General features: G+C 69.4%; 15 protein-coding genes. 7 read left to right on the forward strand and 8 right to left on the reverse strand.

What is annotated here, in order from left to right; translation table 11 throughout:
- Nucleotides 1-157 precede the first annotated feature (157 nt).
- Nucleotides 158-1435: a Glu/Leu/Phe/Val family dehydrogenase gene (locus H4W81_RS25205; protein WP_192777077.1), complete on the forward strand. Its 1278-nt coding sequence runs from the start codon at nucleotides 158-160 to the stop codon at nucleotides 1433-1435.
- Between the two features lie 187 nt (nucleotides 1436-1622).
- Nucleotides 1623-2102 (forward strand): cupin domain-containing protein, encoded by a 480-nt coding sequence (locus H4W81_RS25210; RefSeq protein ID WP_192777078.1) that lies wholly within the window; start codon nucleotides 1623-1625, stop codon nucleotides 2100-2102.
- 3 nt (nucleotides 2103-2105) lie between these two features.
- On the opposite strand, the gene H4W81_RS25215 is transcribed toward H4W81_RS25210, so the two are convergent.
- Nucleotides 2106-2477 carry a VOC family protein gene (locus H4W81_RS25215; RefSeq protein WP_192777079.1) on the reverse strand — a complete coding sequence of 124 codons (372 nt, stop codon included), beginning with the start codon at nucleotides 2475-2477 and terminating at the stop codon, nucleotides 2106-2108.
- A 123-nt stretch (nucleotides 2478-2600) separates the two neighbouring features.
- On the opposite strand from H4W81_RS25215, the gene H4W81_RS47625 reads away from it, so the two are divergent.
- The gene (locus H4W81_RS47625) at nucleotides 2601-2774 is read left to right on the forward strand and encodes a hypothetical protein (RefSeq protein WP_225958786.1); all 174 of its coding nucleotides are present in this window, start codon (nucleotides 2601-2603) and stop codon (nucleotides 2772-2774) included.
- 243 nt (nucleotides 2775-3017) lie between these two features.
- Entirely contained in the window at nucleotides 3018-3995 is a 978-nt protein-coding gene (locus tag H4W81_RS25225; RefSeq protein ID WP_192777080.1) for a trypsin-like serine peptidase, read from the forward strand.
- Between the two features lie 119 nt (nucleotides 3996-4114).
- On the opposite strand, the gene H4W81_RS25230 is transcribed toward H4W81_RS25225, so the two are convergent.
- From H4W81_RS25230 to H4W81_RS25240, 3 genes are all read right to left on the reverse strand, one after another.
- A complete protein-coding gene (locus H4W81_RS25230) occupies nucleotides 4115-5008 on the reverse strand; it encodes a Gfo/Idh/MocA family protein (RefSeq protein WP_192777081.1) in 894 nt (297 codons plus the stop codon).
- The gene (locus H4W81_RS25235) at nucleotides 5005-5916 is read right to left on the reverse strand and encodes an NAD-dependent epimerase/dehydratase family protein (protein WP_192777082.1); all 912 of its coding nucleotides are present in this window, start codon (nucleotides 5914-5916) and stop codon (nucleotides 5005-5007) included. Before H4W81_RS25235 ends, H4W81_RS25230 begins: the two co-directional genes overlap by 4 nt.
- A 236-nt stretch (nucleotides 5917-6152) precedes the next feature.
- Complete coding sequence (locus H4W81_RS25240; protein WP_192777083.1) at nucleotides 6153-6506, reverse strand: YrdB family protein; 354 nt, start codon at nucleotides 6504-6506, stop codon at nucleotides 6153-6155.
- Between the two features lie 113 nt (nucleotides 6507-6619).
- Here H4W81_RS25240 and H4W81_RS25245 point away from each other — a divergent pair, with 113 nt between their 5' ends.
- Nucleotides 6620-7318 (forward strand): TetR/AcrR family transcriptional regulator, encoded by a 699-nt coding sequence (locus tag H4W81_RS25245; RefSeq protein WP_192777084.1) that lies wholly within the window; start codon nucleotides 6620-6622, stop codon nucleotides 7316-7318.
- Between the two features lie 210 nt (nucleotides 7319-7528).
- Here H4W81_RS25245 and leuA read toward each other — a convergent pair whose 3' ends face one another.
- The gene (gene leuA / locus H4W81_RS25250) at nucleotides 7529-9235 is read right to left on the reverse strand and encodes a 2-isopropylmalate synthase (RefSeq protein WP_192777085.1); all 1707 of its coding nucleotides are present in this window, start codon (nucleotides 9233-9235) and stop codon (nucleotides 7529-7531) included.
- A gap of 154 nt (nucleotides 9236-9389) precedes the next feature.
- Entirely contained in the window at nucleotides 9390-10151 is a 762-nt protein-coding gene (ddaH, locus tag H4W81_RS25255) for a dimethylargininase (protein ID WP_192777086.1), read from the reverse strand.
- Between the two features lie 37 nt (nucleotides 10152-10188).
- On the opposite strand from ddaH, the gene H4W81_RS25260 reads away from it, so the two are divergent.
- Nucleotides 10189-10434: a DUF2630 family protein gene (locus H4W81_RS25260; protein WP_192777087.1), complete on the forward strand. Its 246-nt coding sequence runs from the start codon at nucleotides 10189-10191 to the stop codon at nucleotides 10432-10434.
- A gap of 309 nt (nucleotides 10435-10743) precedes the next feature.
- Here H4W81_RS25260 and H4W81_RS25265 read toward each other — a convergent pair whose 3' ends face one another.
- Together H4W81_RS25265 and H4W81_RS25270 are read right to left on the reverse strand one after the other, a co-directional pair.
- The gene (locus H4W81_RS25265; protein ID WP_192777088.1) at nucleotides 10744-11160 is read right to left on the reverse strand and encodes a VOC family protein; all 417 of its coding nucleotides are present in this window, start codon (nucleotides 11158-11160) and stop codon (nucleotides 10744-10746) included.
- 10 nt (nucleotides 11161-11170) lie between these two features.
- A complete protein-coding gene (locus tag H4W81_RS25270) occupies nucleotides 11171-11545 on the reverse strand; it encodes a helix-turn-helix transcriptional regulator (protein WP_225960126.1) in 375 nt (124 codons plus the stop codon).
- 611 nt (nucleotides 11546-12156) lie between these two features.
- Between H4W81_RS25270 and H4W81_RS25275 the strand changes: the two genes are divergently transcribed.
- Entirely contained in the window at nucleotides 12157-13470 is a 1314-nt protein-coding gene (locus H4W81_RS25275; RefSeq protein ID WP_225958787.1) for an MFS transporter, read from the forward strand.
- Nucleotides 13471-13483: the final 13 nt, after the last annotated feature.

Genomic DNA, 13483 nt, shown 5'->3' on the forward strand with positions numbered 1-13483 from the left:
CGTGGTTGCACCCTCAAGACTGCCAGAGTGGCACGTTCCCATAGTGCCGCTCTGCGGCTTGGATTCTGGCTAGGCTGATCGCCTACAGAACCGCCCACGGGTTAAGCAATGGCGCTTTTCCCTGAGATGGGCGTACATAACAGGAGGAACTCCTTCCATGAGCGTCATGGTGCCGTCAAGGACGCCGGCCCTGATCACCCCTGGACAACAGGCCCTCGACTCCGCTCTCCACCAGCTCGGGCAGGCGGCCGAGCAGCTCGGCCTCGACGACGGGCTGCGCACGATGCTCGCCACGCCGCGCCGTTCGCTGACCGTCTCGGTTCCCGTCCGCAGGGAGGACGGCAGGATGGACGTCGTCCAGGGCTTCCGCGTGCAGCACAACGTCTCGCGCGGCCCCGCCAAGGGCGGTATCCGCTTCCACCCCTCCACCGACATCCACGAGGTCACCGCGCTGGCCATGTGGATGACGTGGAAGTGCGCGCTGGTGGGCATCCCGTACGGCGGCGCCAAGGGCGGCGTCTCCGTGGACCCCACCGCGCTCACCACCCGTGAGCTCGAGCGCCTGACCCGCCGCTACGTCAACGAGATCCTGCCGCTCATCGGCCCGGAGAAGGACATCCCCGCGCCCGACGTCGGCACCGACGAGCAGACCATGGCGTGGATCATGGACACCTACAGCGTCAACGCCGGCTACTCGGTGCCCGGCGTCGTCACGGGCAAGCCGATGACGCTCGGCGGGTCGCTGGGCCGTACCGGGGCGACCTCGCGCGGCGTCCAGATCGCGACGCTGACCGCGCTCGGCCGCTCCCCCGAGGGCGTCACCGTCGCCGTCCAGGGCTTCGGCAAGGTGGGCGCGCTGGCCGCGCAGTACCTCGCCGACGCAGGGGCGCGCGTGATGGCGGTGTCGGACGTCACCGGCGCGGTGTACAACTCCACCGGCCTCGACGTGGCCGACCTGCGCGCCTGGGTGGCGGAGACCGGCAGCGTCGCCGGCTACCGCCACGCGGACGCTCTCGGCCACGACGAGCTGCTGGAGCTGGACGTGGACGTGCTGGTCCCGGCCGCGCTGGAGGGCGCCATCACGGCCGCGAACGCGCCTCGGGTCAGGGCCAGGCTTATCGTCGAGGGCGCCAACGGGCCCACCACGCCCGAGGCCGACGAGATCCTCGCCGCGCAGGGCACCACGATCGTTCCCGACATCCTCGCCAACGCGGGCGGGGTGATCGTGTCGTACCTGGAGTGGGTGCAGAACATGCAGGCCTACTCGTGGAGCGCCAACGAGGTCGAGGTCAGACTGCGGGACCTGATGGAGGGGGCGTTCTCGGAGGTCAAGTCGGTCGCCGCGGCGCGCGGGCTGACGCTGCGCCAGGCCGCCCACGTCATCGGGGTCGGCCGCGTCGCCGAAGCCCACCAGATGCGCGGCCTCTACCCCTGACCCTCTCTTCGTGAGGTCTCTTCGTGAGGCGCGGCCCCTGTCGTTCATCTCGTACGGCAAGCGTCGGGGCCGCGCCTCCGAAGGCGCGGCGTCCCCTCCGTCGAGGGGACGCTCCTCGTGCGGCGACGCCGCGCCACCCCAACGGACGGCGGGGCCGTGTCAGCCGGAGCTCCGTAGGATCAGGCGCATGACATATCCCGATCCGATCTACTTCGGCGACAAGGGCGAGTCCAGCGCCGTCTACCGTCCCGCCGGTTCCGAGCCCGACCTGGTCTACCCGACCGGCAACACCGTGGACTACCTGGCCACCGGCGCCTCCACCGGCGGTCTGTTCGGCCTGTACAAGTGGAACATGGGGCCGACGCCCAGCGGGCCGGGCCCGCACTTCCACAAGACGATCACCGAGTCGTTCTACGTCCTCGAGGGCACGATCAAGATCTACAACGGCGACCGCTGGATCGAGACGAAGCCCGGCGACTGGGTGCACGTCCCCGCGGGCGGCACGCACGGTTTCCGCAACGAGTCGGGCGAGCCGGCCTCGATGCTGCTGCACTTCTCGCCCGGCGCGCCGCGCGAGGGCTACTTCGAGGGCCTGCTCGACGTCGCCACCATGAGCGACGAGGAGAAGGCGGAGTTCTTCCTCCGTCACGACAACTACTGGCTCTGACGCTCACGCGTAGGGCGCGGTGATGACCTCCATGTTGTGGCCGTCGGGGTCGTCGAAGTAGACGCCGCGCCCGCCGTACAGGTGGTTGATCTCACCCTCCTTGCGGTGCCCGGGGTCGGCGAAGTACCGCAGGCCCCGCTCCTTGATCCGGCCGAAGATCTCGTCGAACTCGGGCTCGCTGACGATGAAGCAGTAGTGGATGGGCCGGAACTCCGTTGAGTCCATGTAGTCGAGCGTGACGCCGTTGGCGGTCTCGACGGGGACGAACGGCCCCCACTGCGGCCCCGCCTTCAGCCCGAGGATCCCGGCGAGGAACTCCGCCGAGGCCTGCTTGTCCCTGCTCGGCACGATCGTGTGGTTCAGGTCGACAGCCATGTCTCCAGCGCACCACCGTCCGGCTCTCCTGGCAATGGCGGAGCGGCGGGACCCGCTCAGGTGCGCGTCTCGCGGCCGGAGGGTGCGGCGTCGAGCGCCTCCACCAGGGCCCCCAGGGCGGACATGAGCTGTTCGGTGTTCGTCGCCGTACGCGGCGGCGATGAGCGAGTGGTGTTCGGCCACCCAGCCCTCCACCCTGGCCAGCAGCTCCCCGCCGCGCTCGGACAGGAAGACGGCCACGCCAGGCAGGGGCACGGCGACGCCTACCGCATCAGCCAGCACGACCTGGTCACCTGATCGGCCGCGCTGACCGGGCTGGACGAGCTCGACGCCTACCAGCTCGTCAGCCAGGCGGGCGAGGCGCCCGTGGGCAACGTCTGCGACACCAACTACACAATGGTGGCGAAGCCGCCCAAGGCGGTGCTCCACCATCCCGAGGTGTAAGGCTCGGCCCACGCCATGCTGCGTGACCTGGCCGAACGTTACACGGCACGGGGCGCCTGATCCTCTAGGGTTGGAAGATCAACTCAAGGGGGACGGGTGTTCAGGCTGGTGCTCGCGGCGTGTCTGCTCCTGGTGACCGGGCCGACCGGGCCGACGCCCACCAGGGACTCGTGGGAATCGCGGGACACCGTCGGCTACTGGAGCCGCGAACGGATCGTCAACGCCCAGCCGGCGGACCTCCTCCCCTTCCCTCGGCACGACGTGGCACCGCCGGACTCCGCGCCTCCGGCGGTGCCACCCGGTTACGGCGCCCGCCGTACCGTGCCGGGCAGGAAGGTACTCACTCCGGGCGGCGACCGCCTCGGCTACTCGCCGGTGACCAGGCCCTACACAGGGGCGCACCGGCTGACCGGGATCCTGCTGAGCCATGACCCGGTCGCGCGCAGGGACATCGCGTGCGGGGCCGCCGTGGTCAGGTCGCGCAGCCGCAGCCTGGTGCTGACCGCCGCCCACTGCCTGTACGCCGGTGGCCGTCCCCTTACCCATGTGGCCTTCCTGCCCGCCTACAACGGCCAGCGCAGCGGCCAGCAGCCGCTGGGCGTCTGGCCCGCGATGCGCGTCTGGGTGCCGAAGCGCTGGAGGGAGCGGCCCTACTCGCCCGCGCAGCTGCCCTACGACTTCGGCCTGGCCGGGGTGATGCGGGACGCGAAGCTCCTGGAGGAGGTCACCGGACCTGGGCTCCGGCCGCTGCTGACGCGCAGGAGGAGCTCGATGTCCGGCCTCGAACTGCTCGGGTACCCGGTCGGGCGGTCCTATCCGGGCACCGACATGTACCGGTGCCTGGGCGACGCCGTGGACGGTGGCGCGGCGGGGCCGGGCGTCCTGGTCACGCACAACTGCCAGGCGGCCAACGGGACCAGCGGCGGGCCGGCGGTGCGCGGAGACGCGGTGGCGGGCGTGGTCTCCTCCTCGAGCCCCCTGAGCGACGCCTCGGGATACACCGTGCTCACTCGCCTGACCCCCGAGCCATTCGGCCGCCTCCTCGCCAAAGCCGACCACGTGATGCGCCACTGACCGACGCCGACGCCCTGCCACGACGCTGACGGCCCGCCTACGACGGCCTGAAGCTGACACCTGCCCCGGCGGCCCGCCCCCCGATTACCAGCCCCTGACCACCTGACCCTGCGGGTTCGTCAGTCGGCGCAGGCGGCGACGATGTCCTCGCAGATCTCGTGGCTGACCAGCGCGTCCGCCGCGCTGATCATCTCTCCGGCGCGCACCGCCGACAGGAACGCCAGGCACGCCTGCTCGATCCCCCGCTGCCGCGAGACCGGCACCCAGTCGGGCCGCCGCACGAGCCGCTCCCCCTCGCCGGTGTGGTCGATCACGTCCCCCAGGTTGACCACCCGCCGCTTCACCCCGTCGCCGAGCACCTCGACGCTCTCCTCCGAGGCGGGGCCGATCCTGTTCATGACGCCGTGGGCCATGAAGCCCTCCCCCGCCAGCTCCAGCACGAGGTGCTCCACCAGCCCGTCGCGCGTCCTGGTCCTGATGCGCCGCTCCGTGACCGGGCCGGGCGCCAGGAAGCGGAGCGTGTCGACCACGTGGATGAAATCGTCGAAGACCGCCCGCCGGGGCGTGTCGGGCAGCGCGGGACGGTTCTTCTGCATGAGGACCAGGTGCCTGGACAACTCCGTCAGGGCCGTGTAGCCGGGCGCGTAACGCCGGTTGAAGCCGACCATGAGCGAGACGCGCTCGTCCGCTGCCAGCCGTACCAGATGACGGGTTTCTTCCAGGGTGTAGGCGATGGGCTTGTCCACGTAGACCTGCACCCCCGCGGTGAGCAGCGGCTCCACGATCTCGCTGTGGGCCTCGGTGGCGGCGTGCACGAAGGCGGCGTCGACTCCTGCCTTGATCACCTCCTCGACCGACGTGGACCGCTCGGCGACGCGGTGGGCGTCACCGAGCCGGTGCAGCGTCCGCTCGTTGCGCGTGCACAGGTGCAGGTCGAGGCCGGGCTGGGCGGACAGCACGGGAAGGTAGGCCTTCTCCGCGATGTCGCCGAGTCCGATCATGGCAATCTTCATGCTCCGAGCGTAGTGCGGAGCGCCTCGTCCATCGGCGTGGGCCGGACGCCGAAGGTGGCGGTGAAGGCGGAGGAGTCGACCTCGTACGGCGCGACGAACTGGTAGCGGATGTGCCGCAGTTCGCCGATCATCGGGTTGAACAGGCCGACTGCGCGCACCACCGGCCACGGCAGCTGGGCCAGCTTGGGCTCGGGCCTGCCGAGGACGGCCGCCATCCGCGCGCCCATCTGCCTGAACGTCTGCGGCTCGCTCGTCGGCACGTGCCACGGCCTGCCCCACGCCCGCTCGTCCGCCGCCGCGACGACCAGCGCCTCGGCCACGTCGGGCAGGTACGTCCAGCTGTGCGGGATGTCGGCGGGCCAGACCAGCTGCACGGTCTTGCCGGCCTTGAGCGGCACGAGGAACCTGTCTCCCAGGTACGACTGGTCGGTGGTGCCAGGGCCGAAGTAGTCGGAGCCCCTGACCTCGACCGCCCTGATCCTGCCTGCCTTGTGCGCGGCCAGCATGTCGTTCCACATCTTGGCCCTGATCTGCGCCTTCGGGTTGGTGGACGCCAGCGGCAGATCCTCGGTCATCGGGCCGCGCACCGGCCCGTAGGGGTAGAGGTTGCCCAGCGCCACCAGCACCGCCCCGCTCGCCTCGGCGGCGGCCATGAAGGAGGCGGCCATGGGCGGCCAGTCGGTGAGCCAGCGGTGGTACTTCGGGTTGACGCAGTTGTAGATCGCGTCGGCGCCCTTGGAGATCTCGATCATCCTCGCGCTGTCGGTGACGTCCGCCGCGATTCTCGTGGCCCCCTCGGGGCCACTGCCCGAACGCGTGACGACGACGACGTCGTGCCCCTGCTCGATCAGCTTCCGCGCCACGTGCGGCCCGACCTGCCCTGCTCCGACGACGACATGCTTACCCATGATCCAACCTGCTTTCCGTACGAGATTTAGACGATGAACCATTCACCCGACCAGAGAGGGAACCGCGACCCGCCAAGCGGGACCAGAACCCCCTCGGGAGCGGGACAGAACTCACACCGGCCGTCACGCATCCGGGAGGGCCCCACCAGCCCTCGAACCTGATCAAGACTCCCACCACGCCGACCCCCGTTGTCGAGGGCCGGACTTCCGCCACACCGGTCCGTCGTCGGCCGGAGTCAGGACTGCTGCCACAGCAGGCGGAGGGCCGCGTTGACGACGAAGGCAGCGGCCAGGAAAGCGGCGGGAGTGGCGGCGCCCGCGAGGTAGAGGGCCAGCGCCCCACCACCGAACCAGGCGACCTCGAACAAACCCCTGGCGATCCCGGTGAGCGGGTAGGTGGCGTTGGTCCCGCCACCGGCGGCGAACAGCCCCCACAGCACCGCGAACAGGACGGGCCCGCCGATCCCCGCGAGCAGCCGCACTCCCCAGTTCGAGCTGAGCGTGAAGCCCCAGTACCCGACGGAGATCAGCACGCCGAGCTCCAGGAGGAACATCAGGAGCATGTTGGCGCCCTTGGCGACGGCGAGCATGTGCACCCCTTCGTGATTGCCGTTCCCTTACGAGAGCAATGCTCTCCTACGAGAGCGGCATTCGTCAAGAGCGATGCTCTCGTTTCTATGCACCGCTCTGGTAGCGTGAACGCATGAGCACCGCTAGCCGTACCGCCAGAGAACGTGTCCGCGCGGAGTTGATCAAGGAGATCACCGACATCGCCAGGCGGCACCTGTCGACCGAGGGCGCCGCGGGCCTGTCGCTGCGGGCCGTGGCGCGGGAGATGGGCATGGTCTCCTCCGCCATCTACCGCTACTTCCCCACCAAGGACGACCTGCTGACGGCGCTGATCGTCGACGCCTACAACGCGGTCGGAGAGGCGGTCGAGGAGGCGGACGCGGGCTGCGCCAGAGACGACTTCACCGGGCGCTGGCTGGAGATGTGCAGGGCGGTCAGGGCGTGGGCGCTGGCCCATCCGCACGAGTACGCGCTGATCCACGGCACCCCCGTACCCGGCTACCAGGCGCCCGCCGACACCGTCGACCCGGCCTCACGCGACGGGGTGATGTTCGGCCGACTGATCGCGGACGCCCATGCGGCGGGCGCGATCACGGTGCCGCAGGACACGCCGACCCCGGAGGAGTTCCAGGGGGACGCCGCGGTGCTGCGCCAGGCGATCTTCGCGGGGGTGCCCGACGAGGTCATCCTCCGCGGGCTCCACGCCTGGACGTGGGTGTACGGGGCGGTCAGCTTCGAGCTGTTCGGGATGTACAACAACGTGATCACCAAGAGAGCGGCCACGTTCGAACACGGTGTCCTCTCGATGGCCCACTACGTCGGCCTCAGCTGACCCGACTGTCGGCCCGGCAGGACCTGTGGAGGCGCGCCCCGTGTGAACCCCGACCCCAAGAGACACGACGCAAAGAGACCCGCCCGAAGAGACGAGACCTGGGTGGGCGAGAGCCTTGGGAGGCGAGGACGCAGGGAGACCTGCCCCAAGGCCACCCGACCACGGAAGGCCCGCCACGGACAGACGGGCCACCCCTCGGAACGCCGGCGGTCAGCGGGAGGCGCGGTTGATCGCGGAGATGATCGCCTTGAGCGAGGCCGTCGTCGTGTTGCCGTCGATCCCGACCCCCCACAGCACCTCGCCGTTGACGTCGCACTCCAGGTACGACGCCGCCTTGGCGTCGCTGCCCGCGCTCATCGCGTGCTCCACGTAGTCGAGCACCCGCACCTCGAACCCGACCGACGAGATCGCGTCGATGAACGCCGAGATGGGCCCGTTGCCCGTGCCCTCGACCTCGCGGATCTCCCCGTCGATCCGCACGTCGGCGCTGATGCGGTCCTTGTCGTCGACGGTGGACTCGTGCCGGTGGGCCATCAGGCTGAGGCGGCCCCACCTGTTGGCCGGGTTCGGCAGGTACTCGTCGGTGAAGATGTCGTACATCGCCGCGGGAGAGATCTCGCCGCCCTCGGCGTCGGTACGCGCCTGGACGACCTTGGAGAACTCGATCTGCAGCCGACGCGGCAGGTCGAGCTGGTGGTCGGCCTTCATGATGTAGGCGACGCCACCCTTGCCCGACTGGCTGTTGACCCTGATGACCGCCTCGTAGGTGCGGCCGATGTCCTTGGGGTCGATCGGCAGGTACGGCACCGCCCACGTGAACGAGTCGACGGGCACGCCCGCGGCGGCCGCGTCGGCCTCCAGGTGCTCGAAGCCCTTCTTGATGGCGTCCTGGTGGGAGCCGGAGAAGGCGGTGTAGACCAGCTCGCCGCCCCACGGGTGACGCGGGTGCACGGGCAGCTGGTTGCAGTACTCGGTGACCCGGCGGATCTCGTCGATGTCACTGAAGTCGATCTCGGGGTCGACGCCCTGCGAGAACAGGTTCATGCCGAGGGTCACCAGGCAGACGTTCCCGGTGCGCTCGCCGTTGCCGAACAGGCAGCCCTCGATGCGGTCGGCGCCGGCCATGTAGCCCAGCTCGGCGGCGGCCACGGCGCTGCCGCGGTCGTTGTGCGGGTGCAGCGACAGGATGATGGAGTCGCGGTGGGCCAGGTTCCTGTGCATCCACTCGATCTGGTCGGCGTAGACGTTGGGGGTGGCCATCTCGACCGTCGCCGGCAGGTTGACGATCACCTTGCGGTCGGGGGTGGGCTGCCACACCTCGTTGACCGCGTTGCACACCTCGACGGCGTACTCGAGCTCGGTGCCGGTGAACGACTCGGGTGAGTACTGGTAGTAGACGTCCACGTCGCCGGCCTCGGCCAGCTTGCGTACCAGCTTGGCGCCCTCGACGGCGATCGCGGTGATGCCGTCGCGGTCCTGACCGAACACCACGCGACGCTGCAGCGTGGAGGTGGAGTTGTACAGGTGCACGATGGCCTGCTTGGCGCCCTGGATGGACTCGAAGGTCCGCTCGATCAGCTCGGGCCTGGCCTGGGTCAGTACCTGGATGACGACGTCGTCGGGGATGCGGCCCTCGTCGATGATCTGCCGGACGAAGTCGAAGTCGGTCTGCGAGGCGGCGGGAAAGCCCACCTCGATCTCCTTGTAGCCCATGGAGACCAGCAGCTCGAACATCTTGAGCTTGCGGTGGGAGTCCATCGGGTCGATCAGCGCCTGGTTGCCGTCCCGCAGGTCGACCGCGCACCAGCGCGGAGCCTTGGTGATGACCTGGTCGGGCCAGGTGCGGTCGGTCAGCCTGATGGGCTCGAACGGCTGGTAGCGCTGGAAGGGCATGGAACTGGGCTGCTGAGCGGTCATCGGAGAGATCCCTCGTCGGTCGGAACGAAGCGGCCGACGCGCATGGCTCGCACCGCGGCGAGGGAGCCGGCCTTTAGAGGCCCCCGCCGCGGCAGCTAAGAAGCAGCCCATGCAGCATGTCAAGCACGCTACCAGACCGTGGGGAGCGGAAGTGTCAAGGTCTCACATCGCGAGATCGAATGAGCACGGACAGACACGTCACACATCCTTCGAGCTTCTCGAACTCCGAGATGTCGACCCGCACCACCTCGAGACCTCGATGCGCCAGCGTGGCGGCGGTCGACGGCGCCGAGGCCGCCATCAGCACGCGGTCACCGCCGAGCAGCACCACGTGGGAGCCCGCCTCCTCCTCGGGTACGAGCAGGTCGGGCAGGTCCACGTGGGCGGGGTCGCCGATGAGCGTGCCGTCGGGCAGCGCGGTCACCGCCGACTTGAGGTGCAGCACGCCGCGCAGCTCCACGGGGACCACCTCGCGCTCGGGCAGGTGCGCGGCGAGCTGCGCGATGCCCTCGTCGTTGGTCCGCGCCGACCTGCCGACGTAGACGCGCGAGCCCACCTGGAGGACGTCGCCGCCGTCGAGAGTGCCAGGCCCCTCGATGCGCCTGATCTCCAGATCCAGTTTCCGTACGGCCGCGGCCACGCTCTCCACCTCGGGCCGCCGCTCGGGCGCTCCGGGCATGGTGAGCACGGCCTTGCCGGCGCAGACCACGACGGTGTCCTCGACGAAGGGCCCGTCGGGCAGCTCGTCGGCGCGCTCGACGTGCTCGGCGCGCCAGCCGTTCTCCTCCAGGGCGCGCACGTAGGCGGCGTGCTGACGGGCGGCCAGCTCCGCGTCCACGGGCTCCCGCTCGATATTGGTGACGATTCCCTCGGCCAGCCGGGGTCCTGGCGTTCTGACCAGCGCAATACCAGACATGGGAGGCTTTCTACCACGTGGTGGCTAGAGTCGACCCATGCAGGACAACGAGATTCTCAGCAGGATCAACCGCCTCGTCACCGAGGAGCACGAGTTGCGCGGCAGGCTCGCCTCCGGCGAGGTGACCACCGACGAGGAGAACGCGCGCGTCAAGGAGCTGGAGGTGGCGCTGGACCAGTGCTGGGACCTGCTCCGCCAGCGCAGGGCGCGTCGCGGCGTCGGCGAGGACCCCGACAACGCGGCCCCTCGTCCTGTCGGCGAGGTGGAGAACTACCAGCAATGACGTGCCCCGCGCCCTGAGCCGAGGGCTTCCACGCGCATCGAGCCCTTCCAGCCCGACCGGCTCCCCGCGCTCCTCGACCCCCACACCGCCGCCTCCGACGTGCAGGGCCACGCATGTCGAGGGCGACCGACGGCTGCGGCCACCGATGATCACGGTGAGTCGTGCGGACAAGAGAAGATCAGGCGGTGGCCGCAGGTCACAGCGCAGTGCCTGCCCGGTACATCGAGCCCGGGCCCGCGATTGCCACTACCGACGGCAGGCGGCCGCGCAGTTATGACCAGGTGCTTCAGTCCGCCGGCAGGGCAGAGCTCACTGCTTGCGAGGCTGGTTGAAACGCAGCATGTTGCCGGCGGGATCGCGGAAGGCGCAGTCGCGGACGCCGTACGGCTGGTCGATCGGCTCCTGCAGCACTTCGCCACCCGCGGCGCGGATGCGCTCGAAGGTGGCGTCGCAGTCGTCGGTCGTGAAGATGACAGCGCGCAGCAGGCCCTTCGCCAGCAGTTCCGCCATGGCCTCCTTGTCGGCGGGCGAGGCGTTCGGGTCCGCGAGGGGCGGTTCGAGGACGATGTCCACATCGGGCTGCGACGGCGCGCCGACGGTCACCCAGCGCATCCCCTCGAACCCGACGTCGTTGCGCACCTCCAGGCCGAGAACGTCCCGGTAGAAGGCGAGCGCCTTGTCGTGGTCGTCGACGGCGATGAAGCACGTTGAGAGCTTGATGTCCATGCGTTTCACGCTACGGGCCGGGGGCAGGTTTCGCTTCTCCATTCCTGACGGGTCGCGTGTAGATCTTGGCGAAGCAAGCCGGGATGGCGGCGCCCTCGTCATGGCGGCGGGCCCGGTATGAGCTGGGGCTCTCGCCGACCAGCTCGGTGAACCGCGAGCTGAACGACCCAAGCGATGTACAGCCGACCGCGAAGCAGACCTCCGTCACCGTCAGGTCACCCCGCCGCAGCAGCGCCTTGGCCCGCTCGATCCGACGCGTCATCAGGTAGCTGTACGGCGTCTCCCCGAAGGCGGCGCGAAAGCTGCGGGAGAAATGGCCCGGCGACATGAGGGCGACGCGCGCCAGCGCCGGAACGTCGAGCGGCTTCGCGTAGTCGCGGTCCATCAGGTCGCGGGCCCGGCGCAGCCGGACGAGGTCCTCCAACGTCACGTGACCACCATCCCACAGCCCCAGGCGCCGGTGCCGGCGCAGCTAGTAGGGGTTTCGCGACACCAGCCGGACGGAGATCGACCGCCGGAGCCGCGAAACTCTCGTGAACCTCCATGGACGAGCGCACGGGCAAGCGGCATGGTGATCTCCCGCGAAGACGGCAGGCGGAGACGCCTCCCCACCATGGTCACGAAACGCACAATGAACATTACCCTGAGTTGACGAAGTGCCGTGGGGTGCGCGACAGACCCAGAGCCCAGGCCGGAGGGCGTGCCCTCTCGGAGAATGCGCGCACCCGCGTTGCCGCAGAGGACCCCCGGCCTGTCCAACGCCCAGTGCACACAAGAGGTGCCAAGGGCCCCGAGGACCCCGTCTACCGGCGGGTGGACCCGCCTGGCGGCACATGGTGGCCCGATCTCGCACTCGAAAGGATCAAAAGAGCAGATCTTCCCCTGCGTTGATTTCCCCTGTGTTAAGCGGACGTTAGATAACCGGCCATCCCCCTGGACGGAACAACCTTCCGCGGAGAGCCTACGACCTGCAACGACTCTCGCTGGAGGTCCCCCTTGACGACTCACGCAGCCGCGCGCACGCCCTGGAAGGCGGTGCTCGGCGGTTCGATCGGCAACCTGGTCGAGTGGTACGACTGGTTCGTCTACAGCAGCTTCGCCGTCTACTTCGCGAGCTCGTTCTTCCCGAAGGGCAATGCCACCGCCCAACTCCTCAACACTCTGGGCATCTTCGCGGTCGGCTTCCTCATGCGGCCGGTAGGCGGCTGGCTGCTCGGCCGCTACGCCGACAGGAAGGGCCGCAAGGCGGCGCTCACGATGACCGTGACGCTGATGTCGGCCAGCGCGCTCCTGATCGCCATCGCCCCGACGTACGAGACGGTCGGCTACTTCGGCGCCGTGGTCCTGCTGGTGGCCCGTCTCCTGCAGGGCATCTCGGTCGGCGGGGAGTACGCCGCCAGCGCCACCTACCTGACCGAGGCCACCCCCGCGGGCAAGCGCGGCTTCGCCTCCAGCTTCCAGTACGTCTCCATGACGGCCGGTCAGCTGGTCGGCCTCGGCCTGCAGATCATCCTGCAGAACACGATGTCGGAGGAGGCGCTGAACTCCTGGGGCTGGCGCATCCCGTTCATCATCGGCGCGCTCGCCGCGGCCGTGGTGTTCTACCTGCGCCGCAGCCTCATGGAGACCGAGGTCTTCGACGAAGACAACAAGGGCACGCAGCCCGAGCGCGGCACCCTGCGCCAGCTGTTCACCCACAAACGCGAGTTCTTCCTGGTCATCGCCCTCACCATGGGCGGCACGGTCGCGTACTACACCTACACGACCTACCTCACGACCTACCTGTCCAACACCGCGGGCCTGCCGAAGTCCACCGCGACGCTGGTCAGCTTCTGCGCGCTGTTCATCTTCATGTGCGTCCAGCCGCTCGCCGGAGCGCTGTCCGACCGGATCGGCCGCCGCCCGCTGCTGATCACCTTCGGGTTCGGGTCCATGCTCGGCACGGTGCCGCTCATGTACGCGCTGTCGAGCGTCAGCGGCTTCGGGGGCGCGCTGGTGCTCTCCCTGGTCGGCCTGCTCATCATCACCGGCTACACCTCGATCAACGCCGTGGTGAAGGCCGAGCTGTTCCCGACGAACGTGCGGGCGCTGGGTGTGGCGCTGCCGTACGCGATCGCCAACGCGGTCTTCGGCGGCACCGCGCCCTACGTGGCGCTGTGGTTCAAGGACTCGGGCATCGAGTCCGGCTTCTACTGGTACGTCGCGGGCTGCGCGGCCGTCTCCCTGGTCGTGTACTTCACGATGCGCGAGACCCGCGACGCCGCCCTGTCGTCCAGCGAGAAGACGGGACCGGAGCTCGTCCGCGCCTAATACCCTGAACGAC

Origin of the sequence: Nonomuraea africana (assembly GCF_014873535.1) — a bacterium.
GTDB classification, from domain to species: Bacteria; Actinomycetota; Actinomycetes; order Streptosporangiales; family Streptosporangiaceae; genus Nonomuraea; species Nonomuraea africana.

What these genes read in the sequence shown, in the direction of transcription:
- H4W81_RS25270 (WP_225960126.1), bottom strand. Translation starts at nt 11,545, where the DNA reads ATGGACCGCGACTACGCGAAGCCGCTCGACGTTCCGGCGCTGGCGCGC.
- H4W81_RS25210 (WP_192777078.1), top strand. Translation starts at nt 1,623, where the DNA reads ATGACATATCCCGATCCGATCTACTTCGGCGACAAGGGCGAGTCCAGC.
- H4W81_RS25215 (WP_192777079.1), bottom strand. Translation starts at nt 2,477, where the DNA reads ATGGCTGTCGACCTGAACCACACGATCGTGCCGAGCAGGGACAAGCAG.
- H4W81_RS25265 (WP_192777088.1), bottom strand. Translation starts at nt 11,160, where the DNA reads ATGGACATCAAGCTCTCAACGTGCTTCATCGCCGTCGACGACCACGAC.
- H4W81_RS47625 (WP_225958786.1), top strand. Translation starts at nt 2,601, where the DNA reads ATGAGCTGTTCGGTGTTCGTCGCCGTACGCGGCGGCGATGAGCGAGTG.
- H4W81_RS25245 (WP_192777084.1), top strand. Translation starts at nt 6,620, where the DNA reads ATGAGCACCGCTAGCCGTACCGCCAGAGAACGTGTCCGCGCGGAGTTG.
- ddaH (WP_192777086.1), bottom strand. Translation starts at nt 10,151, where the DNA reads ATGTCTGGTATTGCGCTGGTCAGAACGCCAGGACCCCGGCTGGCCGAG.
- H4W81_RS25235 (WP_192777082.1), bottom strand. Translation starts at nt 5,916, where the DNA reads ATGGGTAAGCATGTCGTCGTCGGAGCAGGGCAGGTCGGGCCGCACGTG.
- leuA (WP_192777085.1), bottom strand. Translation starts at nt 9,235, where the DNA reads ATGACCGCTCAGCAGCCCAGTTCCATGCCCTTCCAGCGCTACCAGCCG.
- H4W81_RS25260 (WP_192777087.1), top strand. Translation starts at nt 10,189, where the DNA reads ATGCAGGACAACGAGATTCTCAGCAGGATCAACCGCCTCGTCACCGAG.
- H4W81_RS25240 (WP_192777083.1), bottom strand. Translation starts at nt 6,506, where the DNA reads ATGCTCGCCGTCGCCAAGGGCGCCAACATGCTCCTGATGTTCCTCCTG.
- H4W81_RS25230 (WP_192777081.1), bottom strand. Translation starts at nt 5,008, where the DNA reads ATGAAGATTGCCATGATCGGACTCGGCGACATCGCGGAGAAGGCCTAC.
- H4W81_RS25205 (WP_192777077.1), top strand. Translation starts at nt 158, where the DNA reads ATGAGCGTCATGGTGCCGTCAAGGACGCCGGCCCTGATCACCCCTGGA.